The sequence below is a fragment of the Micromonospora chalcea genome (assembly GCF_002926165.1).
Lineage (GTDB): Bacteria > Actinomycetota > Actinomycetes > Mycobacteriales > Micromonosporaceae > Micromonospora > Micromonospora chalcea.
On sequence record NZ_MAGP01000080.1, the window covers coordinates 28,985 to 52,505 of the forward strand.

At 74.0% G+C, this 23,521-nt stretch carries 20 protein-coding genes; 14 read left to right on the forward strand and 6 right to left on the reverse strand.

What is annotated here, in order from left to right:
• The first annotated feature begins 18 nt into the window (after positions 1-18).
• The 12 genes from BAW75_RS08280 (at position 19) to efeB (ending at position 15,622) form a co-directional block, all read left to right on the forward strand.
• Entirely contained in the window at positions 19-4,227 is a 4,209-nt protein-coding gene (locus tag BAW75_RS08280; protein WP_244206044.1) for a toxin glutamine deamidase domain-containing protein, read from the forward strand.
• Positions 4,224-4,667: a hypothetical protein gene (locus tag BAW75_RS08285; RefSeq protein ID WP_104113178.1), complete on the forward strand. Its 444-nt coding sequence runs from the start codon at positions 4,224-4,226 to the stop codon at positions 4,665-4,667. Before BAW75_RS08280 ends, BAW75_RS08285 begins: the two co-directional genes overlap by 4 nt.
• A 6-nt stretch (positions 4,668-4,673) precedes the next feature.
• Positions 4,674-5,393 carry a deoxyribonuclease V gene (nfi, locus tag BAW75_RS08290; protein ID WP_104113179.1) on the forward strand — a complete coding sequence of 240 codons (720 nt, stop codon included), beginning with the start codon at positions 4,674-4,676 and terminating at the stop codon, positions 5,391-5,393.
• Positions 5,394-5,498: 105 nt separating this feature from the next.
• Positions 5,499-6,470 carry a hypothetical protein gene (locus BAW75_RS08295; protein ID WP_104113180.1) on the forward strand — a complete coding sequence of 324 codons (972 nt, stop codon included), beginning with the start codon at positions 5,499-5,501 and terminating at the stop codon, positions 6,468-6,470.
• A 199-nt stretch (positions 6,471-6,669) separates the two neighbouring features.
• Positions 6,670-6,876 (forward strand): Trm112 family protein, encoded by a 207-nt coding sequence (locus tag BAW75_RS08300; protein ID WP_030501390.1) that lies wholly within the window; start codon positions 6,670-6,672, stop codon positions 6,874-6,876.
• Entirely contained in the window at positions 6,873-8,069 is a 1,197-nt protein-coding gene (locus BAW75_RS08305; RefSeq protein ID WP_043326408.1) for an SIS domain-containing protein, read from the forward strand. Before BAW75_RS08300 ends, BAW75_RS08305 begins: the two co-directional genes overlap by 4 nt.
• Positions 8,070-8,097: 28 nt before the next feature.
• Positions 8,098-9,120 carry a cation diffusion facilitator family transporter gene (locus BAW75_RS08310; protein ID WP_043326407.1) on the forward strand — a complete coding sequence of 341 codons (1,023 nt, stop codon included), beginning with the start codon at positions 8,098-8,100 and terminating at the stop codon, positions 9,118-9,120.
• 3 nt (positions 9,121-9,123) lie between these two features.
• A complete protein-coding gene (manA, locus tag BAW75_RS08315; RefSeq protein ID WP_104113181.1) occupies positions 9,124-10,284 on the forward strand; it encodes a mannose-6-phosphate isomerase, class I in 1,161 nt (386 codons plus the stop codon).
• Between the two features lie 298 nt (positions 10,285-10,582).
• Positions 10,583-12,082: an adenosylhomocysteinase gene (gene ahcY / locus BAW75_RS08320; protein ID WP_043326405.1), complete on the forward strand. Its 1,500-nt coding sequence runs from the start codon at positions 10,583-10,585 to the stop codon at positions 12,080-12,082.
• A 175-nt stretch (positions 12,083-12,257) separates the two neighbouring features.
• A complete protein-coding gene (gene efeU, locus BAW75_RS08325) occupies positions 12,258-13,145 on the forward strand; it encodes an iron uptake transporter permease EfeU (RefSeq protein ID WP_104113182.1) in 888 nt (295 codons plus the stop codon).
• Between the two features lie 27 nt (positions 13,146-13,172).
• Entirely contained in the window at positions 13,173-14,303 is a 1,131-nt protein-coding gene (gene efeO / locus BAW75_RS08330; RefSeq protein WP_104113183.1) for an iron uptake system protein EfeO, read from the forward strand.
• Positions 14,300-15,622: an iron uptake transporter deferrochelatase/peroxidase subunit gene (efeB, locus tag BAW75_RS08335; protein ID WP_104113184.1), complete on the forward strand. Its 1,323-nt coding sequence runs from the start codon at positions 14,300-14,302 to the stop codon at positions 15,620-15,622. The genes efeO and efeB overlap by 4 nt, the downstream gene beginning before the upstream one ends.
• A gap of 26 nt (positions 15,623-15,648) precedes the next feature.
• On the opposite strand, the gene BAW75_RS08340 is transcribed toward efeB, so the two are convergent.
• Positions 15,649-16,641 carry an RDD family protein gene (locus BAW75_RS08340; protein ID WP_104113185.1) on the reverse strand — a complete coding sequence of 331 codons (993 nt, stop codon included), beginning with the start codon at positions 16,639-16,641 and terminating at the stop codon, positions 15,649-15,651.
• Between the two features lie 23 nt (positions 16,642-16,664).
• On the opposite strand from BAW75_RS08340, the gene BAW75_RS08345 reads away from it, so the two are divergent.
• Positions 16,665-17,618 (forward strand): stage II sporulation protein M, encoded by a 954-nt coding sequence (locus BAW75_RS08345; RefSeq protein WP_104113186.1) that lies wholly within the window; start codon positions 16,665-16,667, stop codon positions 17,616-17,618.
• On the opposite strand, the gene BAW75_RS08350 is transcribed toward BAW75_RS08345, so the two are convergent.
• Genes BAW75_RS08350 through BAW75_RS08370 form a run of 5 tightly spaced genes read right to left on the reverse strand, consistent with a single transcriptional unit; the run spans position 17,596 to position 22,613 of the window.
• Positions 17,596-18,906 (reverse strand): DUF58 domain-containing protein, encoded by a 1,311-nt coding sequence (locus BAW75_RS08350; protein WP_104113187.1) that lies wholly within the window; start codon positions 18,904-18,906, stop codon positions 17,596-17,598. The two genes, BAW75_RS08345 and BAW75_RS08350, sit on opposite strands and share 23 nt — an antisense overlap.
• On the reverse strand, positions 18,903-19,880 hold the full coding sequence (locus BAW75_RS08355; RefSeq protein WP_064447732.1) for an AAA family ATPase: 978 nt from the start codon (positions 19,878-19,880) through the stop codon (positions 18,903-18,905). The genes BAW75_RS08350 and BAW75_RS08355 overlap by 4 nt, the downstream gene beginning before the upstream one ends.
• Complete coding sequence (locus tag BAW75_RS08360; RefSeq protein WP_104113188.1) at positions 19,877-21,175, reverse strand: DUF4350 domain-containing protein; 1,299 nt, start codon at positions 21,173-21,175, stop codon at positions 19,877-19,879. Before BAW75_RS08360 ends, BAW75_RS08355 begins: the two co-directional genes overlap by 4 nt.
• Positions 21,172-21,771 (reverse strand): DUF4129 domain-containing protein, encoded by a 600-nt coding sequence (locus BAW75_RS08365; protein ID WP_104113189.1) that lies wholly within the window; start codon positions 21,769-21,771, stop codon positions 21,172-21,174. Before BAW75_RS08365 ends, BAW75_RS08360 begins: the two co-directional genes overlap by 4 nt.
• Positions 21,768-22,613 carry a hypothetical protein gene (locus BAW75_RS08370; RefSeq protein ID WP_104113190.1) on the reverse strand — a complete coding sequence of 282 codons (846 nt, stop codon included), beginning with the start codon at positions 22,611-22,613 and terminating at the stop codon, positions 21,768-21,770. The genes BAW75_RS08365 and BAW75_RS08370 overlap by 4 nt, the downstream gene beginning before the upstream one ends.
• A 214-nt stretch (positions 22,614-22,827) precedes the next feature.
• Here BAW75_RS08370 and mtrA point away from each other — a divergent pair, with 214 nt between their 5' ends.
• Positions 22,828-23,517 carry an MtrAB system response regulator MtrA gene (mtrA, locus tag BAW75_RS08375; RefSeq protein WP_030501405.1) on the forward strand — a complete coding sequence of 230 codons (690 nt, stop codon included), beginning with the start codon at positions 22,828-22,830 and terminating at the stop codon, positions 23,515-23,517.
• The last annotated feature ends 4 nt before the right edge of the window (positions 23,518-23,521 follow it).

Consider the following 23,521-nt stretch of genomic DNA (forward strand, 5'->3'; position numbering starts at 1 on the left):
GAGGATCCGCGCGTGAGCATGCTGCCCAGCCCGATCCCGCACCCGCTCGACTTCTGCCCGTGGGACGTGCCCGGCTGGGTCTACGAAGCGCTCGACTGGGTCGTGGGCGTCGAGTGGCCGGAGGGCAACGAGCGCTCCGTCTGGGACCTGGCCGACCAGTGGTACGGCGTCGCGGGCGTCCTGACCGGTCCGCGCGACGACGCCACCGCCGCCGCCGGTGAGGTGAAGAGCGGATACGGCGGCGTCGGCCTGGTCGCCGGCGCGTTCGACAGGGCCTGGCACAAGCTCGCCGAAGGTGAGGATGCGCCGCTGCACGTCCTCGTGGCGGCCACCGACGAGTTGGGCCGGCTGGTCGACTCCTGCGGCTGCGACATCGAGGGCGCGAAGCTCGAAGCCTGGATCGAGCTGGGCATCCTGGTGGTGGAACTGCTGGCCCTGGCGGTGGCCGCCGTGCTCACTCTGGGCGCCGCCTCCCCGGCGGCCGCCGCCGCGATCACCGCGACGAGGGTCGTCGTCCAGCAGATCTTCAAGCGCCTGGTGGCCCAGCTCGCCCGCAAGGCGGTCAAGCAGGGGCTCAAGGAGGCGGGTGAGCGGGCCGCGAAGGAGGCGGCGAAGGCCGGTGCCCGTGGACTGGCCCGACGGGCGGCGCTCGGCGGCCTGGTGGAGGCCGGTCAGGAAGCGGGTACCAACCTCGCGACGCAGGCGTATCAGAACACCACCGGCCGACGTGACGGCCTGGACCTGACCGACGTGAGCACGTCGGCTCTCGGCGGCTTCGCCGGTGGGGCGGTCGCGCCGCTCGCGGGTCTGGGCCGTCATGCGAGCGGGCGGTTCGCCGAGATCGGCGAGCGGTTCGGCCGGGAGATGGCCGGGGAGACTCTGGCCGAGACCGCGGCCGGATTGGCCACCGGTCACGGCCCGTCGCTGGAGGATCTCGCGCGCGCCGCGGCGTCCGGCGCGACCGGCTCCGCCACCGGCCAGACCGACTCCGCGCTGCAACGCCGCCTCGACGGGCAGTTGAGCGGGCTGACCGTTCCGCCGGTCGGGCTGGACGTGCCACCCGTCGGCGACCCCGTCGGGCTCATCCCGGCCCAGCGGGTCGCCGAGCCGCGGGTCCAGGGCGGCGAAGCGGTGGCGGGCCAGGTCTCCCCGACACCCGCACCCGTCCCACCGCACGCTGCCGCCGCTCACCCGCTGGCGGTTGACCCGCCACGTCCGGCGCCGGAGACGGCGACGCCGCCGGTGGCCGCTGCCACCCCACCGGACCTGACGCGGCTATCGGTCGCTTCCAGCCCCACGTTGTCCTCGGTGATCACGGATGTGCCCGTCGCGTCCCCTGCCGAGCAGGTCGACCCGCGAACCGGCACGGGTTACCCGCCCCTGGTGCCCGGCAGCAACTCCCCGCCGCCATCGACTCCGGTCCAGGCGGCAGCGGGACCGGCCACGCTGTCCCCATCGATCGGGGAGCACCCGCAGTCGGCGGCGCCACCACTGTCGGACCGGACTGCCCCCGACGTCGGGCACCCCGCACCGTTGAGCGCCCCGCCGCCACAGCCGCAGTCCGCCTCACCCCAGGGGCCGCTCGGGCCGGACCCCCGCCCGACGCCGAACCCGCGCTTTCCGCTGCTGGAGTCCCTGGCGCCGCCTCGGCCCGCCATCGATCCGCCGCCATCCAACCCCGGCCCGGTCGACCCGCCGCCTCCCGACCTACGGACCATCCAGGAGCGCGCCGCGCGCCTCGCGGCCGACCGGGAGTCGTTCGACCGGCGCCGCTACCACGGTTACCTGCAGGCCCAGCGGACGTGGTTCGAGGATCGCCGACGTCAGACCAGGGCCGACTGGCTGCACGAGCGTGCCGCCTATCACGAGGAACGGGCCAGCGACTGGGCCGCGCAGGCGATGGAACTGCGTCGCACCGGGCGGACGCTGGCGGCGCAACGATGGCACCGCGAAGCGCACGAGGCGGATCTCGAGGCGGCCGACCTGCGCGAGGAGGCTCGGCAGGTCCTCGCCGGGCGACTCGTGCCGGAGCAGGTGATGGTCGAGGACGACCTCGACTTCTACCGGATCAACGACGACGTGGCGGACCTGGCCGTCGGCGCGGTCGAGACGGCCGACCATTCCGCGCTCACCGGCCACGGCCACCCCGAACCGATCGACAGGTCCCGGCCCTACGGCCGCCGTGGAGGGCTCCGGCCACCGCTCGCGCTGCATCAGACCGACCTGGAACGGCAGATGCCCCGCAACCCGGACGGCAGCGTCGCGCGTACCGCCGATCCCCGGCGTGGCGGATGGTTCCGCCTGGCGAACGACGGCGGACCGGCGGCGGACGCGACCCGGGGCATCAACTGCCTCGACTGCACCCTGTCGCTGTTCGAGACATGGGTCCACGGACGGCCGCGGGTCGCCGCTCCGCGTACGTTCGACGGCTACCTCGGCGGTGACGTGCTCCGCCCAGTGGGCGGCGAGGCGGACGGACCGCTGCGGGTCGAGCAGACCACTGGCGGCCGGTTCCAGAACCTGTGCCCGGTCGACCGGCCCGGCATCACCGGCCCGCAGCGCCAGTGGCTGGTGGATCGCGGCTACCGCGACCTGTACGCGCAGTTGGCGTCGGGCGGCCACGGCAGCTATGCCTTCCTCATCACCAGCTTCGAGGGTGGCGGATCGCACGCCTGGGTGGCGTTGAACCAGAACGGCACGATCCTCTTCCTCGACCCGCAGTCGGGCGCCGTCGCCGACCGGCCGCTCTACCACCACAGCGGTCGCCCGTTCGAGGGCAACGTGGTCGGTGTCGACGCGCTGGTGCTCGGCCCTGACGGACGGCCGATGCCGCTCACCGGCCGCCCGCCCGGCACGTTCAACGTCCTGCCCGAGCCCTTGCCCCGCCCGGCGCCGCCACGCCTGCCCGAGCCGCCGCCGGCCGACGACGGGAACGCGCCGGACTTCAATCACGTCCACCTGCTCGGCGAGTCCACCACTTTCCACACCCGAGCGGACGCACCCCCGCCGGGCAACGCGCCGCCCGTCGAGCCGCAACCCGACCGGGTACGCGAGGAACACCGGCAGGCGCACGCCGACCGGATCGCCGGCGGGCTCTACGTACGCGACGTGCTCGCCGAGAGCGGAAGCCTCGACGCGGCCTTCGCCGCCGGGGTGACACCCGTGGAGCTGGCGCAGGCCGCCGACGCGCCGACGCTGCGGCGGCTCGCACCCGGGCTGGACGATGCCGCAGCGGCCGACCTCAGCCGGTTGTTCGCCGACCCGCGCGTGCAACGGATGCTCGACCAGAGCTGGGAGGCGCCGCCGCGACGGGAGGAGTTGCTGGCCGAGACGCTGGTACGGCAGCTCGCCGAGCGGCCCGACCTGGTCCGGATGATCCTGGCGACACCGGAACTCGCGAACTCGCTGACCGCGCGACCGCTGACCCTGCATCACCTGGCCAGCCACCAGCAGGCCATCGACGTGCTCGGCGAGGTCATCAACGACATAGCCGTCCGCGGGGCCGAGGCGGTGATCGCGCCCGAGCCACTGAAACCCCACTCGACGCCTGTCAGCCAAGCCCAGCGTCAACTCACCAGTTCGGTAGCAGCGCGCAGTCAGTCGACACTGCAGCTCGGATTCGATGAGACGCGACGCCATGATGAGGTGTATCGCCTCGCATACATCGACCGGCTCTATGCAGATGCGGCGGTCGCCCAGGAACAGTTGAACACACTCGCCGTCAAGCTCGCTGCGGACGAGGGCAGGCCCGACTGGAGAAGCGAGCCCAAGAGCCGGGAGCGGGTTCTCGACAAGCTGGAGGCTGAGTACGGGTATGACGCGTCGCAGCTCAAGGACTTGGCTGCGGCCAAAGTGCAGTTCCATACCCTCGACGCGGTCTACCAGGCGCTTGGACGCCTTGAAGCCGATCCAGAGATCGTGATCCTGCACATAAAGGACCGCTTCCTTAAGCCGCAGGCCAGCGGTTACCGAGACATACTGCTGAATCTCGGAATGCCGAACGGTCATGTGGCAGAGCTTCGGCTGCACCTGGTGTCGCTCGACGACGTCGCAGAGTGGGAGCATGCGCTGTACGAGATCCGACGCGATCTGGAAGCGGTGGCTGAGATCGAGGGCAGGTCGTTGACGCAGGGTGAACGCGCTATACGTGATGGACTTCTCCGGAGAGCGCAGAGTGCCTACTGGGGCAAGGTGCAGGAAAGTCTTGGGGAGGAATCACCGCGATGAGGCAGGTGGAGGGCTTGCAGCTGCCGAAGTTCTTCGACTACTACCACTCTCCCCTGAAGCTTGTAGCCACCCCCGACGGCGGCGTAGCGGGCTGGATCCTGTTCAAGGACACCGGAGGCTGGCGCGAGGCCAACAATCTCATCGACAAGGTGCTTTTCGTCGGCGGCGACGAGATCAATGAGATATCGCGAGATGAGTTCATTCAGCTCACTGAGCATGAACGGGGCCGTTATCTGAGTGGTGACGGTCCGATCTTCGCTCTCTACGAGACCGTTCGGGCAATCCAGGACACGCTACGGGAGGAGCGTCGGTATCCGACGCCCCAGGAGCAGGCGTTGATCAGGGGAGTCAGGCGGCGGACCTTCGTGATGTTCGAGGAGCAGCTCCAGCAGGCCGGTGACCCCGCCGCCGACCCCACCATCGCCGCCACCCCCTCCTGACACGCCATGTCCGTCGACGAAGATCCGGCCGTGCCGTACGTGCCGTCCGCCGACGCGACGGAGGCGAGGCGCGTACAGGAGGAGCTGCGGTCGCGGGTGGACCTGGTGGGGCCCGGTCCCGCCGCGCCCGCGACGGTGGCCGGCCTGGACGTGGCGTACGCGCAGGACGGTGATTTGCTCGCCGCCGCTGTCACGGTGCTGGACGCAGTCAGCCTCGCCGTGGTGGACGAGGCGGTGTGCGTGGGGCGGCCCGCCTTTCCGTACGTGCCGGGGCTGTTCGCCTTCCGGGAGATGCCGGCGCTGCTGGCCGCGTTGGGCCGGCTGACCGTCCGCCCGGAGCTGCTGGTGTGCGACGGGCACGGGCTGGCGCACCCGCGCCGGTTCGGGCTGGCCTGCCATCTGGGTCTGGTGACCGGGCTGCCCGCGATCGGCGTGGGGAAGACGCCGCTCGTCGGCTCGTGGACCGGGCCGGGCCCCGAGCGTGGTGACAGCGCCGACCTGTGTGACGAGGGCGACGTGGTCGGGCGGGTGCTGCGTACCCGGGAGGGCGTCCGGCCGGTCTTCGTCAGCGTCGGGCACCGGATGGGGTTGGACAACGCGGTCGAACGGGTATTGGCACTGACGCCCCGGTACCGGCTGCCGGAGACGACCCGGACGGCCGACCAACTGTGCCGCCGGGCGCTCGCCTCGGCCGTCGTCTCCGGCTGTGACCTGGACCGGCGGTGATCGCGTGGCGCGGCACACATGTGGCGTGGTCGATGCGGAGGTGCCCTCCGGGCCCGGTAGTAACCTGACCGGCGGATCCGGTCCGGACGCAACGGTGAGGTGGGGATGTCGGTGGGGAGGCACGCGGCGCGGTGGGCCATTGTCGGCGCGCTGCTGGGTGGCCTGATCGCCGTCCCGGCGTCGCCGGCGTCGGCCCGGGACGACCGGGTCGGGCTGCGCTCGGCGGGCAGCTTCACCGCCGGGGGTTCGCCGGGTGGCGTGACTGTCGAGGTGCGCAAGCGCACCGACGGCTGCGTGCAGCTGCGTACCGCGATCGGGCTCCGGTTGGAGGGCCTTCGGGCGGACCAGGTGCGGGTGCAGGTGGCCGCCGGGGACGGCTGGACGCCGGTGCCGGTCTCCGGTGGTGACGGCGCGGTCGCCACCGCCCAGGTCGCGCCGGTCGACCGGCCGCTGTGCAAGGGCAAGGGCGCCACCGTGCGCTACCGGGTGTCCTTCCTGGCCGGCGTCGTCGGCGGGCGGTTGGAACTGGCGGGCGAGGCGAGCGCCGCGAACGGTGACGTGCTCGGCCGGGCCGGTGGGTCGGCCCGGCTGGTGGGCGCGCCGCGTACGCCGAGCCCGAGTCCGTCCCGTAAGCCCTCGCCGACGCCCAGCGCGAGCGAGACCACACCGGCCGAGGCGACTGACACGTCGCCGGTCGCCGCTGCCGTCGCCCCGGCCACCGCCGCGGCCGACGACTCGTCGTTCGGAGGTTCCATGATCATGTGGTTCGGTATCGGGCTGGTGCTCGTCGGCGCCGCGCTCATCGTCCTGCTGCTGCGCCGCAGTCGCGCCGACCGCAGCGGCGGCGGGCCGGTCGCCGACCAGCCGCCGGTCCCGCTGCCACGCAGCACCACCACCTACCGCTCCGGCGCCACCGGGCCGGCCCCCACGGTGTACGGCGGCACGCCGGCGCCCCGTCCGGCGGGCAGCGTGTACGGCGCGCCTTCGTCCGTGCCGACCCCGCCCGTCTCCGGGTCGACGCCGCCCGCGCCCGCGGGCGGGGACGCGACGAGCCTCCTGCCCCGCTTGCCGGACTGAGGCCGAACCCGACCGGCTCCCGGGGTTACCGTGACGGTGGGTGGTCACGCCGTGACCCGGTGGCCGCCACCTGCCCGGCCGGAGGACCGGACACCGGGGCCGAACGGGGCCCGGTGCCGGGGCCGGTTGGCCGATAAGATCGCGTGCGCCGATCGGCACCGCCGACCGGTGAGACCGCATACGTGGAAGGAGCCGCGCCGTGGCCCTGGACCCGCAGTTGCTCGAGATCCTCGCCTGCCCGGACACGCATCACGCCCCGCTCGACTACGACGCGCAGGCGCAGACGCTCACCTGCACCGAGTGCGGTCGCATCTTCGAGGTCCGCGACGACGTACCGGTGCTCCTGCTGGACGAGGCGCGCGGTGGACCCGCGGCCGACGAGGCGCGGGGCGGGTCGTCGCGGTGATGGAGGGTACGGCCGGGGTCAGCGGGCACCGGCACGCCGATGAGGCCCTGCTCGACGACGCGGCGCTGCTGGCCGAGCGGGACCCGGGCGGCATGCTCCGGCACACCGCGTCCGCCGGCGCGCAGGTGCGTGAGTCGGCGGCGCTGGCCGCCGAGGCCAACCTGTCAGTGCTCGCCGACGACGGCCGGCCGCGCGCGGTGGTCATCGCCGGCATCGGCACCGCCGGGCGTACCGGTGACGTGCTGGCCACTGTCGCCGGGCCGCGCTGCCCGGTGCCGGTCATCCCGCACCGCAGCGCCGGCGTGCCGGGCTGGGTGGGTGCGGCGGACGTGGTCATCGCGGTGAGCGCGTCCGGGCGCAGCCCCGAGGCGCTGGGCGCGGCCGAGGCGGCGCACCGCCGTGGCGCCCGGCTGGTGGCGGTGGGCGCGCCCGACTCGCAACTCCAGTCGGTGGCGGAGCGGGCCCGGGCGCCGTTCATCCCGGTGCCCCGGCGCGCGCCGGCGAGGGCCAGCCTCTGGGCGCTCACCGTGCCGGTTCTGCTCGCCGCCCGTACCCTCGGGCTGGTGAAGGTCAACGAGGCCGACCTGGCGGAGACGGCGGCCCGGCTCGACGCGGACGCCGATCGATGCCGGCCGACCGCGGAGTCCTTCGTCAACCCGGCGAAGTCGCTGGCGCTGGGGCTGTCCGGCTCGATCCCGATCGTCTGGGGCTCGTCTCCGCTGGCGACCGTCGCGGCCCGGCGGTTCGGCGACACGTTGTCCGCCAACGCCCGCTACCCGGTGGTCGCCGGCGCGCTGGGCGAGGCGGGGCGGGGTCGTGTCGGCCTGCTCGACGGCGTGTTCGGCGGCCTGGCCGAGGGCGAGCGGGACATCTTCGCCGACCCGGGCGACGACGAGTCCGACGGCACCCGGCTGCGGCTGGTGCTGCTGCGCGACGGCGGGCTCAACGCCGACGACGACACCGACGAGCCGCTGGCGGTCGAGGAGCGCCGCGCGGACGCGGTGCAGACGCTCGCCGAGCGCCGTGGGGTGCGCTGCGACGTGGTGACCGCCGAGGGCGGCTCCGCGCTGGAGCGGCTCGCGTCGCTGGTGGCGGTCCCCGACTTCGCCTCGATCTACCTCGCCCTGGCACACGGGCTGGACCCGATGGCGGTACCGGCCATCACGGAGATGAAGGAGCTGGCGAACCAGTGAGCACACGGGGCATCGAGCGAGGCGGGGAATGAGCGCGAACGGGGGCACGAAGGCGATCGTCGCCGCCCTGGCGGCGAACCTCGGTATCGCCGTCACCAAGTTCGTCGCGTTCGCCCTCACCGGCTCGTCGTCGATGCTGGCCGAGTCGATCCACTCGGTGGCCGACTCGGGCAACCAGGGCCTGCTGCTGCTCGGTGGCCGGCGGGCCAAGCGGCAGGCCACGCCGCAGCACCCGTTCGGGTACGGCCGGGAGCGCTACATCTACGCGTTCATCGTGGCGATCGTGCTGTTCAGCCTCGGTGGCCTGTTCGCGCTCTACGAGGCGTACCACAAGGCGTCCGATCCGCACCCGATCGAGAGCTGGCAGTGGGTGCCGGTGGCGGTGCTGGTGGCCGCGATCGTGATGGAGGGCTTCTCCTTCCGTACCGCGATCAAGGAGTCCAACCTGGTCCGGGGCAACCAGACCTGGGTGCGGTTCATCCGCCGGGCCAAGGCCCCGGAGCTGCCGGTGGTGCTGCTGGAGGACTTCGGCGCGCTCGTCGGCCTGGTCTTCGCGCTGTTCGGCGTCGGCATGACGCTGATCACCGGAAACGGCATGTGGGACGCGGCGGGCACCGCGATGATCGGTGTGCTGCTCGTGGTCATCGCGGTCACGCTGGCGATCGAGACCAAGAGCCTGCTGCTCGGCGAGGGCGCGGAGCAGGGCGAGCTGGCCAAGATCGAGCAGGCCGTCACGAACGGTCCCGAGGTCGAGCGGATCATCCACATGAAGACGCTCTACCTGGGCCCGGAGGAGCTGATGGTGGCGGCGAAGATCGCGGTGCCGGCCTGGGAGACCGCCGAGGACCTGGCCCGCGACATCAACGCGGTCGAGGCCCGGATCCGGCGTGAGGTGCCGACCGCCCGGGTGATCTACCTGGAGCCGGACATCTACTCGCCGGAGGCGGAGCGGGCGGGCACCGGGCAGGCGGCGGCGACCGCCGTCCCGGAGGCCGCGACCACCGGCGAGGCGCACGCGGCCGACGAGGTGGCCGGGCGGCCCGGGAGCTGACCGATGGAGCTGTTGCAGGGCCGGATCCGCGACTACGCCTGGGGCTCGCGCACCGCGATCGCCGAGTTGCAGGGGCGGCCGGTGCCGAGCAACGGGCCGGAGGCGGAGCTGTGGCTGGGCGCCCACCCGGGCGCCCCGGGCACCGTTCAGCGGGACGGCCGTCCGGTCAGCCTCACCGAGCTGCTGGTGGCCGAGCCGGGCCACTGGCTGGGTGAGCGGCTGGTCGGCCGGTTCGGCACCCGGCTGCCGTTCCTGCTGAAGGTGCTGGCCGCCGACTCCCCGCTGAGCCTCCAGGCCCATCCGGACGCCGAGCAGGCCCGCGCCGGGCACGCCGCCGACGTGGAGCGGATCAACTACGTCGACCCGTACCACAAGCCGGAGCTGCTGGTGGCGCTCTCGGAGTTCGACGCGCTGTGCGGCTTCCGCGATCCGGGGGAGTCGGCGGCGGCGATCGCCGCGTTCGGCGTACCCGCGCTGGAACCTGTGGTGGCGGCGTTGCGCGCCGGGCCGGCGGGCCTGCGGGAGGCGGTACGCCTGCTGTTGAGCTGGCCGCGGGCGGAGCGCGCCGGGCTGGTGGCGGCCGTGCTGGCGGCGGCGGACGCCGGTCCCGGGTCGGCGGACGCCGAGCTGGTACGCACGCTGGCGGCCGGCTATCCGGAGGATCCGGGCGTGGTGGTGGCGTTGCTGTTGCACCACGTCCGGCTGGCGCCCGGCGAGGGCATCTGGATGCCGGCCGGGAACCTGCACGCCTACCTGCGCGGCACCGGCGTGGAGATCATGGCGGCCAGCGACAACGTGCTGCGTGGCGGGCTGACCCCGAAGCGGGTGGACGTGGACGAGCTGCTGCGGGTGCTCCGGTTCGAGGTGCTGACCGAGCCGGTGCTGCGGCCGGAGACGGTGGCGCCCGGGGTGCTGACGTGGCCGGTGCCGGTGGAGGACTTCGCGCTGCACCGGGTCGAGGTCGCCACCGGGTCGCCGGGGGCGCGGTTGACGCTGCCCAGGCCGCGGGTGGTGCTCTGCCGGACCGGGAAGCTCACCGTGGACGACGGGGTGGGCGTGGTCACGCTGGGCGCGGGACAGGCCGCTGTGGGCACGGCGGCGGGAGGCCCGCTGACGCTGAGCGGGGACGGCGAGGCGTTCGTCGCCACCTGTGGCCTGCGCTGAGCGCTCAGCAAAAGCCGCAAGTCCGACTTTCCCGAAATGGCTTGACGGTCCACTGGCGTGGTGTGACCCTATGGGTACGCAGCGTTGTCGCGACGAAGGTCCGATGACGTGCGGGGGAACCAAACCGGGGGGATGCACGGGGCGGCCGGGCCGTGGACGGAAAGTCCGTCCACGACCGACCGCCCCGTGCGCTGTCCGCCGACCGGCCGATTGTGTGCTCGGTCAACCGGGCACCGGCCGGGTGGGTCGCGCGCGTAAGGTGGAAGGCTGCGCACCACATCGTTCGACAGGAGCTTCCATGACCAGCACCCTCCCCGCGGCCTCCAGCGGCGCGTCGTCGCAGGCTCGGCCGAGCACCCTCGCCGAGGGCGACTACAAGGTGGCGGATCTGTCGCTCGCCGCGTTCGGTCGCAAGGAGATCCGGCTCGCCGAGCACGAGATGCCCGGCCTGATGGCGATCCGGCGTGAGTTCGCCGAGGCCCAGCCGCTGGCCGGCGCCCGCATCACCGGCTCGCTGCACATGACCGTCCAGACCGCCGTCCTGATCGAGACCCTTGTCGCGCTCGGCGCGCAGGTCCGCTGGGCGTCCTGCAACATCTTCTCCACCCAGGACCACGCCGCCGCGGCGATCGTGGTCGGCCCCGAGGGCACCCCGGAGGCCCCGGCCGGCGTGCCGGTCTACGCCTGGAAGGGCGAGACGCTGCCGGAGTACTGGTGGTGCACCGAGCAGGTGCTCGCCTGGCCGGACGGGCAGGGCCCGAACATGATCCTGGACGACGGCGGCGACGCCACCCTGCTCGTCCACAAGGGCGCCGAGTTCGAGAAGGCGGGCGCCGTACCGCCGGTCGAGTCCGCCGACTCCGAGGAGTACGCGGTCATCCTCGAACTGCTGCACCGCTCGCTGGCCGAGGACAACCAGCGCTGGACCCGGATCGCCGCCGGCATCAAGGGCGTCACCGAGGAGACCACCACCGGCGTGCACCGCCTCTACGAGATGCACCGCGCCGGCACGCTGCTCTTCCCGGCCATCAACGTCAACGACTCGGTGACCAAGAGCAAGTTCGACAACAAGTACGGCTGCCGCCACTCGCTCATCGACGGCATCAACCGGGCCACCGACGTGCTGATCGGCGGCAAGATGGCAGTGGTCATGGGCTACGGCGACGTGGGCAAGGGCTGCGCCGAGTCGCTGCGCGGCCAGGGCGCCCGGGTCGTGGTGACCGAGGTCGACCCGATCTGCGCGCTCCAGGCGGCGATGGACGGCTACCAGGTCGCCACGCTGGACGACGTGGTCGAGCAGGCGGACATCTTCATCACCGCGACCGGCTGCTTCGACGTCATCACCAACGAGCACATGGCCCGGATGAAGCACCAGGCCATCGTGGGCAACATCGGCCACTTCGACAACGAGATCGACATGGCCGGCCTGGCCAAGCGCAGCGACGTGACCCGGGAGAACATCAAGCCGCAGGTCGACGTGTGGCGCTTCGACGACGGCCACGCGATCATCGTGCTCTCCGAGGGCCGCCTGCTGAACCTGGGCAACGCCACCGGCCACCCGAGCTTCGTGATGTCGAACTCGTTCGCCAACCAGACGATCGCGCAGATCGAGCTGTTCACCAAGACCGAGGAATACCCGATCGGCGTCTACGTGCTGCCCAAGCACCTGGACGAGAAGGTCGCCCGGCTGCACCTGGACGCGCTCGGCGCGAAGCTGACCACGCTCACCAAGGAGCAGGCCGCCTACCTGGGCGTCTCCACGGAGGGCCCGTTCAAGCCCGACCACTACCGCTACTGAGTTCACACTCCGGAAGGGACCGGGGTCGGCCGCCGCGCGGCTGTCCCGGTCCCTTTTCGCGTACGGGGTGGGCCGGCGGGTGCCGAACCGGGTGACGTTACCGCGATCAGCTTGACGTTTCCTGTGAACAGGAGGAAGGTATGCCTGCCCTAAGTTAGCGACCACGGAGCAGCTGATGTTCGCCACGTACCTGATCGGCCTGCGCGAGGGCCTGGAAGCGACACTTGTGGTCAGCATCCTCGTCGCGTTCCTGGTGAAGTCGCAGCGCCGGGACCGGCTGCCGCAGGTGTGGACCGGCGTCGGCCTGGCCGTGGCGCTCTCCGTCGGCTTCGGCTCGCTCATCCAGTACACCTCGACCTCGCTGCTGCGCACGTCGGAGTCGCGCGAGCTGTTCGAGGCGGTCACCTCGGTCGCCGCCGTGGTGTTCGTGACCTGGATGATCTTCTGGATGCGCCGGGCCGCCCGCACCATCGCGGGTGAGCTGCGCGGCAAGCTCACCGACGCGCTCGCGGTCGGCTCCCTGGCGGTCGCCGGCATGGCGTTCCTCGCGGTCATCCGGGAGGGCCTGGAGACCGCGCTGATCTTCTACGCCGCCGCCGAGAGCGCGGCCGGCGGCACCGGGCCCGGCTCGCTGCTCGCCCTGGCCGGCGGCATCGCCACCGCCGTGGTGATCGGCTTCCTGCTCTACCGCAGCGCCGTCCGGATCAACCTCAGCCGGTTCTTCACCTGGACCGGGGCGCTGCTCATCCTGGTGGCCGCCGGCATCCTCAAGTACGGCGTGCACGACTTCCAGGAGGCGGGCGTGCTGCCCGGCCTGAACGACCTGGCCTTCGACATCTCCACCACGCTCGACCCGAACGCCTGGTACGGCGCGCTGCTCGCCGGCATGTTCAACGTCACCGCCGCGCCGACGGTGCTGGAGCTGGTCGCCTGGGTCGCGTACGCGGTCCCGGTGCTCGTGCTCTTCCTGCGCAAGCCCGCCCGGTCCGCCAAGCCGGTTCCGGCCGCCGCCACACCCACCGCGCCGGCCGACGTCGCCGCTGTTCCGTCCCCCCGCGCCTGAACCACCCGTTCCCGAGGAGACCGCACGATGCGTACCACCCGACTCGTCGCGCCCGCCGCCGCCGGGCTGCTCGCCGTCGCCGGACTGACCGGCTGCGGGGGCGGTGACGACGCCGACGCCAAGAACGGCGGGCCGATCGCCGTCAAGGCCACCGACACCGTCTGCGAGGTCGCCGACACCGAGATCGACGCTGGTCAGGTCACGTTCAAGGTGACGAACAACGGTTCCAAGGTCAACGAGTTCTACGTCTACGCCGCGGGTGACCGGGTGATGGGCGAGGTGGAGAACATCGCCCCCGGGCTCAGCCGGGAGCTGCGCGTCGAGCTGACCGCCGGCACGTACGAGACGGCCTGCAAGCCGGGAATGAGCGGCCGGGGCATCCGGGGCGCGCTGAAGGTGAGCGGCACCGCCGCGACTGTCGCCCCCGACGCCGCGCTGACCCAGGCCACCGCCAGCTACCAGCGGTACGTGCGCAGCCAGACCGCCGCGCTGCTGACGAAGACCGAGGAGTTCGTGGCCGCGGTCAAGGCGAACGACGTGGCGAAGGCCAAGGCGCTGTACCCGGTGGCCCGCACCTACTGGGAGCGGATCGAGCCGGTCGCGGAGAGCTTCGGCGATCTCGACCCGAAGATCGACGGCCGCGAGGAGGTGGTCGAGGAGGGCATGGAGTTCACCGGCTTCCACCGGATCGAGAAGGACCTCTGGACCACCGGCGACGTCAGCTCCGACGGCCCGATCGCCGACCGGCTCCTGGCCGACGTCAAGGCGATCGTGGCCAAGGCGGACGCCGAGAAGCTCACCCCGCTCCAGCTCGCCAACGGCGCCAAGGCGCTGCTCGACGAGGTCGCCAGCGGGAAGATCACCGGCGAGGAGGAGCGCTACTCGCACACCGACCTCTGGGACTTCAACGCCAACCTGGAGGGCTCCAAGGCGGCCATCGCCGCGCTGCGTCCGGCGCTGGAGCAGCGCGCGCCCGACCTCGTCAAGCAGCTCGACAGCGAGTTCGCGAACGTGGAGACCACGCTCGGCAAGCACCGCGCCGGCGACGGCTGGAAGCTGCACACCCAGCTCGGCAAGGACGAGCTGAAGGAGCTGTCGGACGCGGTCAACGCGCTGGCCGAGCCGGTCAGCAAGGTCGCGGCGGCAGTAGCGCGATGACCGGCCCGGCCGGCGGCGACGCGACGAGCGAGCCGAACCGCGAGCGGACCGGCCGTGGCCTGTCCCGGCGCCGGGCGATGACCCTGGCCGGCGTCGGCGTGGCCGGTGTCGCCGGGGTGGCGGGTGGCGCGGGCGCGCTGCTCGCCGGCGGCAACGAGGCATCAGCGACCGGATCGGCCGCCGGTTCCGTGCCGTTCCTCGGCGAGCACCAGGCCGGCATCACCACCCCGGCCCAGGACCGGCTGCACTTCGTCGCGTTCGACGTGGTCACCAAGGACCGGGACCGGCTCGTCGCCATGCTCCAGGAGTGGACCGCCGCCGCGGCCCGGATGACCGCCGGGAAGGACGCCGGGGTGATCGGCGCGGTCGGCGGCATGCCCGAGGCCCCGCCGGACGACACCGGCGAGGCGCTCGGGCTGCCCCCGTCGCAGCTCACCCTCACCGTGGGCTTCGGACCGACGCTGTTCCGCGACGCGCAGGGCCGGGACCGCTTCGGCATCGCCGCCCGGCGTCCGGCCGCCCTGGCCGACCTGCCGCACTTCGCCGGGGACGCGCTGCGGCCGGAACTGTCCGGCGGCGACATCTGCGTCCAGGCGTGCGCCAACGACCCGCAGGTCGCGGTGCACGCCATCCGCAACCTCGCCCGGATCGGCATGGGCGTGGTGAGCGTCCGCTGGTCGCAGCTCGGCTTCGGGCGTACCTCGTCGACGTCGCGGGACCAGGCCACGCCGCGCAACCTGTTCGGCTTCAAGGACGGCACCGCCAACCTCAAGGCCGAGGACGCCGCCCTGCTCCGCGACCAGCTCTGGGTGCAGCCCGGTGACGGCCCGGACTGGATGACCGGCGGCTCCTACCTGGTCACCCGGAAGATCCGGATGCTGATCGAGACGTGGGACCGCAGCCCGCTGGCCGAGCAGGAGATGATCGTCGGCCGGACCAAGGGCAGCGGCGCGCCGATCGGCCGCCGGGACGAGTTCGACGAGCCGGACTTCGCCGCCAGGGGCGACGACGGCGAGCCGCTCATCGCCGACACCGCGCACGTACGGCTGGCCCACCCGGACACCAACGACGGCGCCCGCCTGCTGCGCCGCGGCTACAACTTCGTGGACGGCTCGGACGGGCTGGGCCGGCTCGACGCCGGGCTGTTCTTCATCGCCTACCAGCGCGACCCGCGCCGGCAGTTCGTGCCGATCCAGACCCGGCTGGCCCGCAACGACGCGATGAACGAATACCTGCGGCATGTCTCCAGCGGCCTGTTCGCCTGCCCGCCCGGCCTGCGCGACGCAGCCGACTGGTGGGGGCGCGTGCTGTTCTCCTGAAGCCGGCTCAGCTCACCCGAGGCGGCTCAGCGGCGTACCGGATCGGGATCGACCTGCGGCGCGGCGGGCCGCAACCGGCCCGCGCCCGGCCCGGCGGGGCCTGGCAGGACGGCGCCCGGCCCGGTGGAGCCCGGCACCACGGCGGGCGCCGGGACCAGCTCCGGCCAGAGCGTGGCGGCGACCGCCCGGCTGCGGCCCAGCCGGTGCGCCGCCCGCCGCCCCCGCTCGGCGAGCACCGCCGACAGGTACGCCCAGTCCGGCGCGGCCCACGGCGGAGGCGGCGAGGTGACCGCCGCGACCTCCGTCCACAGCCCCCGGCCCAGCCGGAACCGGTCCGGTTCGGCGAGCTGGGGCAGCCGGTCCAGGTACTGCCGCACGGCCAGCGCCAGCCCGTCGTCGAGGCGGGTCAGGTCGAGCGTGCCGGCCCAGGCCAGCAGCGGCGGCGCGGCCGGCGGCAGCGGCCGCCACAGCGTCGCCCCCCGGGTGTGCACCACGAGCGTGCCGGCGACCAGGTCACCCAGCCGGCGTCCGCGCGGGTCGGTGAGCATCACCGTGACGCTCGCCGCCCAGCTCAGCAGCGGCAGCACCAGCCCGGGCCACTCCACCGCGACGCCGACGAGCGCCCGCGTCAGCGGCTGGCCCACCCCCACCGGGCCGCCGTCGGCCCGGACCACCCGCAGCCCGACGGCCAGCTTGCCCACCGTCCGGCCACCGGCGAAACGTTCCATCACCACCGGATAGCCGATCAGCACCAGCACCAGCAGCACGATCTGCAGCGCCCCCGCCAGGGCGGCGTCGAGGTAGTCCCCGAGCAGGGCGAGCGCCACCATCCCCAGCACCGCGCCGAGCACGAGCGCCAGCGCGAGCTGGATCACCGCGTCGATCAGCAGGGCCAGCACCCGGGAGCCCAGCCGGGCCGCCCGGACGTCCAGCTCCACCGCCTCGCCGCTGACCAGACCGGCGTCGGCCCACCGGGGCGGTGGGGGAGGTTGCGCGCGCACCCCGACAGTGAACACCATGGACGCCGAACGGGGGAGGGCGAGTGGATCTCGATGCGTACGTGGCCGAACACAACGCCGAATGGCGGCGGCTGGAGTACCTGACCGGGCGGCGTCGCCTCGACGCGGCAGAGGTCGACGAGCTGGTGGCGCTCTACCAGCGCAGCGCCACGCACCTGTCCGCCCTGCGCGCCCGGGCGCCCGAGCCGGCGCTGGTCAACCGCCTGTCCCACCTGGTCCTCGCGGCCCGCGCCCGGATCACCGGCCGTCAGCGGTTCTCCTGGGCGGCGGTGGGCCGGTTCCTGGCCGCCGACCTGCCCGCCGCCCTCTACCGGGCCTGGCCGTGGTGGTGCGGCGTGGCCACCGGGTTCAGCCTGCTCACCGCGTTCCTGATCTGGTTCGTCGCCGGCAACCCGGACACCGCCGCCGCGTTCGTCGGCGACGAAGCCGCCCGGGAACTCGTCGACTCCGGTTTCGCCGGCTACTACACCGAGTTCGCCGCGCCCACCTTCGCGTTCCACCTGTGGACGCACAACGCCTGGCTGGCCGCCCAGTGCCTGGCCGCCGGCGTGCTCGTGGTGCCGGTGCTCTGGCTGCTGTGGCAGAACGCGCTGAACATCGGCGTGGTCGGCGGCGTGATGGTCGCCTACGGCCGGGGGGACGTCTTCTTCGGCCTGATCACACCGCACGGCCTGCTGGAACTGACCGGCATCTACGTCGCCGCCGGGGTCGGACTGCGTACCGCCTGGGCCTGGATCGCCCCGCCCGCGGACCTCGGGCGCGGCCGGGCGGTCGCCGAGGCGGGCCGGCTCGCCGTCGTGGTCGCGGCCGGGCTGGTCGGCCTGTTCGCGGTCTCCGCGCTGGTCGAGGCGTTCGTCACCCCGGCGCCGCTGCCGGTCGCGCTCCGGGTGGCCGCCGGCGCCGCGGTGTGGCTGGCCTTCCTCGCGTACGCGCTGGTGCTCGGCCGGCGCGCGGTCAGAGCTGACCGAGGGACTTGAGCCGCAGGTAGGTGTCCGCGACGGCCGGGGCGAGCCGGTGCGCCGGCACGTCCACCACCGTCACCCCGTAGCGGGACAGCGCGGCGCGTACCCGGTCCCGCTCGGCCAGCGCCCGCCACGCCGACGCGGCCGCGTACGGGTCGTCCGGGCCGGTCGGGGTGGCAGTGGCGAGCCTGCTCAGCACCGGGTCGCTGCCGGCGGCCAGCACCACCCGGTGCCGGGTCGCCAGCCGGGGCAGCACCGGCAGCAGCCCTTCGCCGATCGCGCCCGCCTCCAGCGCGGTGAACAGCACCACCAGGCTGCGCTGCCGCTCCCGGCGCAGCACCTCGCCGGCGATCAGCTCGAAGTCGGTCTCGGCGAGCGTCGGCTCCAGCGGCGCCACCGCCTCGACCAGCCGGGCGAGCAGGGCCGGACGGCCGCTGCCGGTCACCCGCGCCCGGATCTCGGTGTCCGCCGCCAGCAGGTCCACCCGGTCACCGGCGCGGGCCGCGAGCGCGGTGAGCAGCAGCGCCGCGTCGATGGCGGTGTCCAGCCGGGGCTCGTCGCCCAGCCGGACCGCCGAGGTGCGGCCGGTGTCCAGAACGCAGACCAGGCGCCGGTCCCGTTCCGGGCGCCAGGTGCGGACCAGGATGTCGGCGCGCCGGGCGCTGCCCCGCCAGTCGATCGAACGGACGTCGTCGCCCACCGCGTACTCGCGCAGCGTGTCGAACTCGGTGCCGTGGCCGCGCCCCCGGGTCACCTGCACACCGTCGATGACCCGCAGCCGGGCCAGTTTCTCCGGCAGGTGCCGGCGGGAGTCGAACCGGGGCAGCACCCGCAGCGTCCACGGCGGGGTGGCGGGCTGCCCGGCGCGCTGCCCCGGGCCCAGGCGCATCGGCCCGAGCGAGCGTACGGTCAGCGCCACCGCGGGCCGGTCGCCGCGCCGGGTCGGGGTGAGCCGGACCGGCAGCGTGGCGACGCCACCGGGCGGCACGGTGAGCAGGCGCTGCGGCGGCACGTCCGGGCGGGCCCCGGCCGACGGCACCCAGGCGTCGCGCACCTGGGCGTACAGCGTGTGGTGGGTCGGGTTGGTCAGGTGCAGCGTGACGGTGGCGGTGCCGCCGAGCCGCACCGTACGGTCGCCGGAGCGGGTCACCGTGAGCGCGTGCGGCGGGGCGGCCATCGCCCGGTCGAGCGCCACCAGCAGCAGCACCACGACGGTCAGCACGGCCACCCCGACGAACGGCGCCGGCCAGAACGGCAGCGTCAGCGCGCCCACGCCGAGCAGCAGACCCGCCCGCCAGGTCATCGCGGCGTCGGCACGGTGGCCAGCACCGAGTCCAGCACCGCGTCCACGGTCACGCCCTCCAGCTCCGCCTCCGGGCGCGGCCGCAGCCGGTGCCGCAGCGTGGGCCGGGCCACCGCCTTCACGTCGTCCGGCGTGACATGGTCCCGGCCGGCCAGCCAGGACCACGCCTTGGCGGTGTTCAGCAGCGCGGTGGCGCCCCGGGGCGACGCGCCCAGCTCCAGCGCCGGGGCGGAACGGGTGCCCCGGCACACGTCCACGATGTAGCCGAGCACCGGCTCGGCCACGTGCACCCGCTGCACCTCGGCCCGGGCCGCGGCCAGGTCCGCCGCACCGGCCACCGGGCGTACGCCGGCGGCACGCAGGTCACGCGGGTCGAAACCGGCGTGGTGCGCGCGGAGCACACCCAGCTCCTCCTCCCGCTCCGGCAGCGGCACCGTCAGCTTGAGCAGGAAGCGGTCGAGCTGCGCCTCGGGCAGCGGGTAGGTGCCCTCGTACTCGACCGGGTTCTGGGTGGCCGCGACGATGAACGGGTCGGGCAGCGGACGGCGCTCGCCCTCGACCGAGACCTGCCGCTCCTCCATCACCTCCAGCAGCGCCGACTGCGTCTTCGGCGGGGTCCGGTTGATCTCGTCGGCGAGGAGCAGGTTGGTGAAGACCGGCCCCTCCCGGAACGTGAACGCGGCGGTGCGCTGGTCGAAGATCAGCGAGCCGGTGACGTCGCCGGGCATCAGGTCGGGGGTGAACTGCACCCGCTTGGCGTCCAGGTCGAGCGCGGCGGCAAGCGTCCGCACCAGCAGCGTCTTGGCCACCCCCGGTACGCCCTCCAGCAGCACGTGCCCCCGGCAGAGCAGCGCGATCACCAGCCCGGTGACCACGGCGTCCTGCCCGACGACGGCCTTGGCCACCTCGGCGCGCAGCCGGTGCAGGGCGGCGCGGGCGCCGGACGGGGCGGTGGTCGTGACGGGTCCGGTCACCGGGTGTCTCCTTCGCTCGGATGCGGGGCCAGGGTACGGGTCAGGGCGTCCAGTTCGCGGGCCAGCTCCAGCAGCTCGCGGTCCTTCTCCGGGGCGGGGCCGTAGAACAGTTCGGCCACCCGTTCCGGGTCGGCGCCGCCGCGCTCGGCGATCCGGGCGGCCACCTCGTCGTCGGGCGTGTCCGGAGGCAGGTTGAGCCGGGGCAGGAGCCGGTCCAGCGCGGCGGCGCGCAGCGTCTCGGCGACCGTGTCCCGGGCGCCCGCCCGGCGGTAGAGCCGCGCCCGGCCGCGTACCGTCTCGGCGGACCGCACGGTCACCGGCAGCGGCTCCGACACCGGCGGCCCGAGCCGGCGGGCCCGCCAGAGCACGACGAGCAGCCCGGCTAGGGCGAGCTGCGCCAGCAGCGCCCAGAACCACTGCGGGAAGGCGCCCCAGAGCGGGTTCTCCCACGGCGGGTCGGCGCGGTCGGGCGGGTCGGGCCGTTCCGACCGTCCGCCGTCGCCGCCCTGGGCGGGCTCCTCGGTGAAGGGCTCCGGGGACCAGCTCGGGCGGGTCGGGGCCGGTACCGGCTCGGGCAGGTCGAGCCAGACGAGCGGGCGATTCCCGCCGAGCAGACCGGTGGCGAGGGCCTCGTTGCCCCACTCGCCGATCCGGTCGTTGCGGAACGGGTCGCTGGCGCCGGCCAGCACCACCTCGACCCGGCCGGGGACGCGCAGCAGCGCGCCGCCGTAGCAGTGGCCGACCTCGGCCGGCCCGGCGTAGCGCTGCAGGTCGATCGCGGCGGTGCCGGCCCGGACCGCCTCGGGCAGCGGGCACGGCGTGCCGTCCGCGTCCGGCGGCACGGCCCGCGCGGCCCAGCGCCGGGCGGCCGCCTCGACCGGCGTGTCCAGTTCGGCGAGCACCCGCGGGGAGGGCTCGACGAACACCACGCGGGTGCCCGGGGGCAGGGCGGTCAGGCGGTCGAGCAGGTCCGGGTGCACCAGTCCGGGCGCGGGCACGAAGACGGTGCTCGGCGCGATGCCGGCGGTCTGCAGCACCCCGTCGAACGCCGTCTCCCGGCGCACCGGCACACCCTGCGCGCGCAGCGCCTCGGCGAGCCGGCTGCCCCCGTCGTCGTCGGTGGCGACCGGGGAGAGGAAGCCGGGCTCGTCGGTGTCGGGCCGGTCGACGGCGTGCAGCACGAGCGTGGTCACGATCAGCAGCACGGCCAGCCCGAGCGGGACGAGCAGCCGGTGCCGCCGACGGCGCGGCGTCGCGGCGGTGGCCGTTTCCGCCGGCGTCACGGTGGCGGTCATCGCGGCTCCTCCCCGGTCAGCTCGCGACGCAGGTCGGCGGCGAGTTCACGCATCCGGTGGTCGTGCGCGGCGGTGGCGGGACGCTGGGCGTACCAGAGGTCGGAGAAGATCGCCCCGGCGGTGTGCAGCGTCGGCCGCACCTGGGGCCGGGCACGGGCCGCCGCCTCGGTCAGCTCGACCACCGTGAGCCCGGGGCGGGGCTCCACGACGTGCCGCGTGACCAGGAGCCGGACAATCTCGCGCAGCCGTTCCCGGACCGCCTCGGCGTACCGGCCCTCGGCCGCGAGCCGGTCGGCCAGCCCGGGCGCGCCGGCCGGCACGGCCTCCGGGGTCCGGGGCTCGGGCACGCGTACCGGCGGCGGATCGGAGCGGCGGCGGCGCGCGGGCCGGCGCAGGCGGGGCAGCCGCAGCCGGGGCAGGCGCGGCAGGCGCAGCCGGGGCAGTGAGAACCGGGGCAGCCGGCGGGGCACCCAGGCCGGGAAGAAGTACCAGCCCAGGGCGGCCAGCAGCGCGACCGCCAGCAGGATCAGCGCGGCCAGCGGCAGCGGCAGCAGGTCACCGAGGGCCGCGACCGTCTCGGTCCACCAGCGGCTCACCGCTGCGCCGCCAGCAGGACCGGTTCCGGTACGCCCGCCGGCGCGCGGGAGAGCCGGATGTCCAGCCCTTCGGTGCGGATCCGGGTCTCCAGGTGCAGCACCGCGTCCAGGCAAGCCAGCGCCGGGTACGCCAGCGCGTTCACCGCGGCGAAGGCGGCGACGGTCACCGGCAGCGCCCAGGCGGACACGTCGAACAGGCCCAGCATGCCGAGACCGTGATAGACGCCCAGCCCGATGCCGAGCCGGATCAGCCACCAGCCCAGGTAGCCCAGCAGCCGGACGGCGGCGGCCCGCGCGCTCACCCGGCCCGCCAGGCGGATCGCCCGCCACGGGGCCCGGTGTCCGGGCACCCCGTCCAGCACCAGCACCGGCACCACCAGGCCGAGCAGCCCGTACGCCAGGAACCAGCCCGGCCCGGTCAGTGCGGCGAGCGCGACGACGGGGCCGATCGCGACGGCGGCCAGCAGCGCGGCGCCAGGGCGGGAGCCGCGCAGCAGCTCGGCCGGCCCGGGACGGCGCCCCAGCAGGGCCGCGCCGGCGCCGCGCGCGGCCGGGCCGCCCAGCAGCGCGATGATCGCCGCCTCGGTGCCGGCGCCGGTCGCCAGCAGCAGCCAGTACCAGGGCAGCGAGTCACCGAGGTCCGCCGGCCACCACTGCGGCGGGTCGGCCTCGACCAGCAGCCGCAGCGGGTGGAGCACCGCCTGCTCGGCGAGGGCCAGCACGAGGGCGAGCGGGACGAGCACCCGGGCGTGGTCGCGCAGCAGCAGCACTGCCGCGTCGAGCAGTTCGCCGACGGTCAGCGGACGGCGCGGCAGCACCGCGGTCGGGCCGGCGTCGGGCACGCGTACTCCTGGCGGGCAGGGCGGAGGTGGCGGGCGGCGCGGCGCCCGAGGGATCATGGTTGCACGGCGGGTCCGCATCCGGTGGACCCGTCCGCCCTGACGCGCCACGCTGTGCGGCCACGCCGCTTGCTGTGGTGCGCGGGCCCGCTCGGCGCTACCGTGCCGTGGAGACGCCGAACCCCTCCAGACGAACGGGGATGGAACGATAAACCCCATGAGAGCCCGGGTACTCGTGGTCGACGACGACCCCGCCCTCGCCGAGATGCTCGGCATCGTGCTGCGCAGCGAGGGCTTCGTGCCGTCCTTCGTCGCGGACGGCGAACGGGCGCTGGCCGCCTTCCGCGACAACCGACCCGACATCGTCCTGCTCGACCTGATGCTCCCCGGCATGAGCGGCATCGACGTGGCCCGCGCCATCCGGGGCGAGTCCGGCGTGCCGATCGTGATGCTGACCGCCAAGAGCGACACCGTGGACGTGGTGCTCGGCCTGGAGTCCGGCGCCGACGACTACGTGGTGAAGCCGTTCAAGCCCAAGGAGCTGGTGGCCCGGATGCGGGCCCGGCTGCGCCGGGGCGAGGACGTGGCCCCGGAGATGCTGACGATCGGGCCGCCCGGCAACCAGATCACCATCGACGTGCCGGCGCACACGGTCAGCCGCGACGGCGACGAGGTGAAGCTGACCCCGCTGGAGTTCGACCTGCTGGTCGCGCTCGCCCGCAAGCCGCGCCAGGTCTTCACCCGCGAGGTGCTGCTGGAACAGGTCTGGGGCTACCGCCACGCCGCCGACACCCGCCTGGTGAACGTGCACGTGCAGCGGCTGCGCGCCAAGATCGAGCCGGATCCGGAGCGACCCGAAATCATCCTGACCGTGCGGGGCGTGGGTTACAAGGCGGGTACCGGATAGCCTG

Excerpts from the sequence above, each read along its gene's own strand:
- nfi (WP_104113179.1), top strand. The coding sequence starts at position 4,674 with ATGTCCGTCGACGAAGATCCGGCCGTGCCGTACGTGCCGTCCGCCGAC.
- efeB (WP_104113184.1), top strand. The coding sequence starts at position 14,300 with ATGACCGGCCCGGCCGGCGGCGACGCGACGAGCGAGCCGAACCGCGAG.
- BAW75_RS08285 (WP_104113178.1), top strand. The coding sequence starts at position 4,224 with ATGAGGCAGGTGGAGGGCTTGCAGCTGCCGAAGTTCTTCGACTACTAC.
- BAW75_RS08310 (WP_043326407.1), top strand. The coding sequence starts at position 8,098 with ATGAGCGCGAACGGGGGCACGAAGGCGATCGTCGCCGCCCTGGCGGCG.
- ahcY (WP_043326405.1), top strand. The coding sequence starts at position 10,583 with ATGACCAGCACCCTCCCCGCGGCCTCCAGCGGCGCGTCGTCGCAGGCT.
- BAW75_RS08295 (WP_104113180.1), top strand. The coding sequence starts at position 5,499 with ATGTCGGTGGGGAGGCACGCGGCGCGGTGGGCCATTGTCGGCGCGCTG.
- efeU (WP_104113182.1), top strand. The coding sequence starts at position 12,258 with ATGTTCGCCACGTACCTGATCGGCCTGCGCGAGGGCCTGGAAGCGACA.
- BAW75_RS08350 (WP_104113187.1), bottom strand. The coding sequence starts at position 18,906 with ATGACCTGGCGGGCGGGTCTGCTGCTCGGCGTGGGCGCGCTGACGCTG.
- BAW75_RS08280 (WP_244206044.1), top strand. The coding sequence starts at position 19 with ATGCTGCCCAGCCCGATCCCGCACCCGCTCGACTTCTGCCCGTGGGAC.
- efeO (WP_104113183.1), top strand. The coding sequence starts at position 13,173 with ATGCGTACCACCCGACTCGTCGCGCCCGCCGCCGCCGGGCTGCTCGCC.
- BAW75_RS08360 (WP_104113188.1), bottom strand. The coding sequence starts at position 21,175 with ATGACCGCCACCGTGACGCCGGCGGAAACGGCCACCGCCGCGACGCCG.
- BAW75_RS08340 (WP_104113185.1), bottom strand. The coding sequence starts at position 16,641 with ATGGTGTTCACTGTCGGGGTGCGCGCGCAACCTCCCCCACCGCCCCGG.
- mtrA (WP_030501405.1), top strand. The coding sequence starts at position 22,828 with ATGAGAGCCCGGGTACTCGTGGTCGACGACGACCCCGCCCTCGCCGAG.
- manA (WP_104113181.1), top strand. The coding sequence starts at position 9,124 with ATGGAGCTGTTGCAGGGCCGGATCCGCGACTACGCCTGGGGCTCGCGC.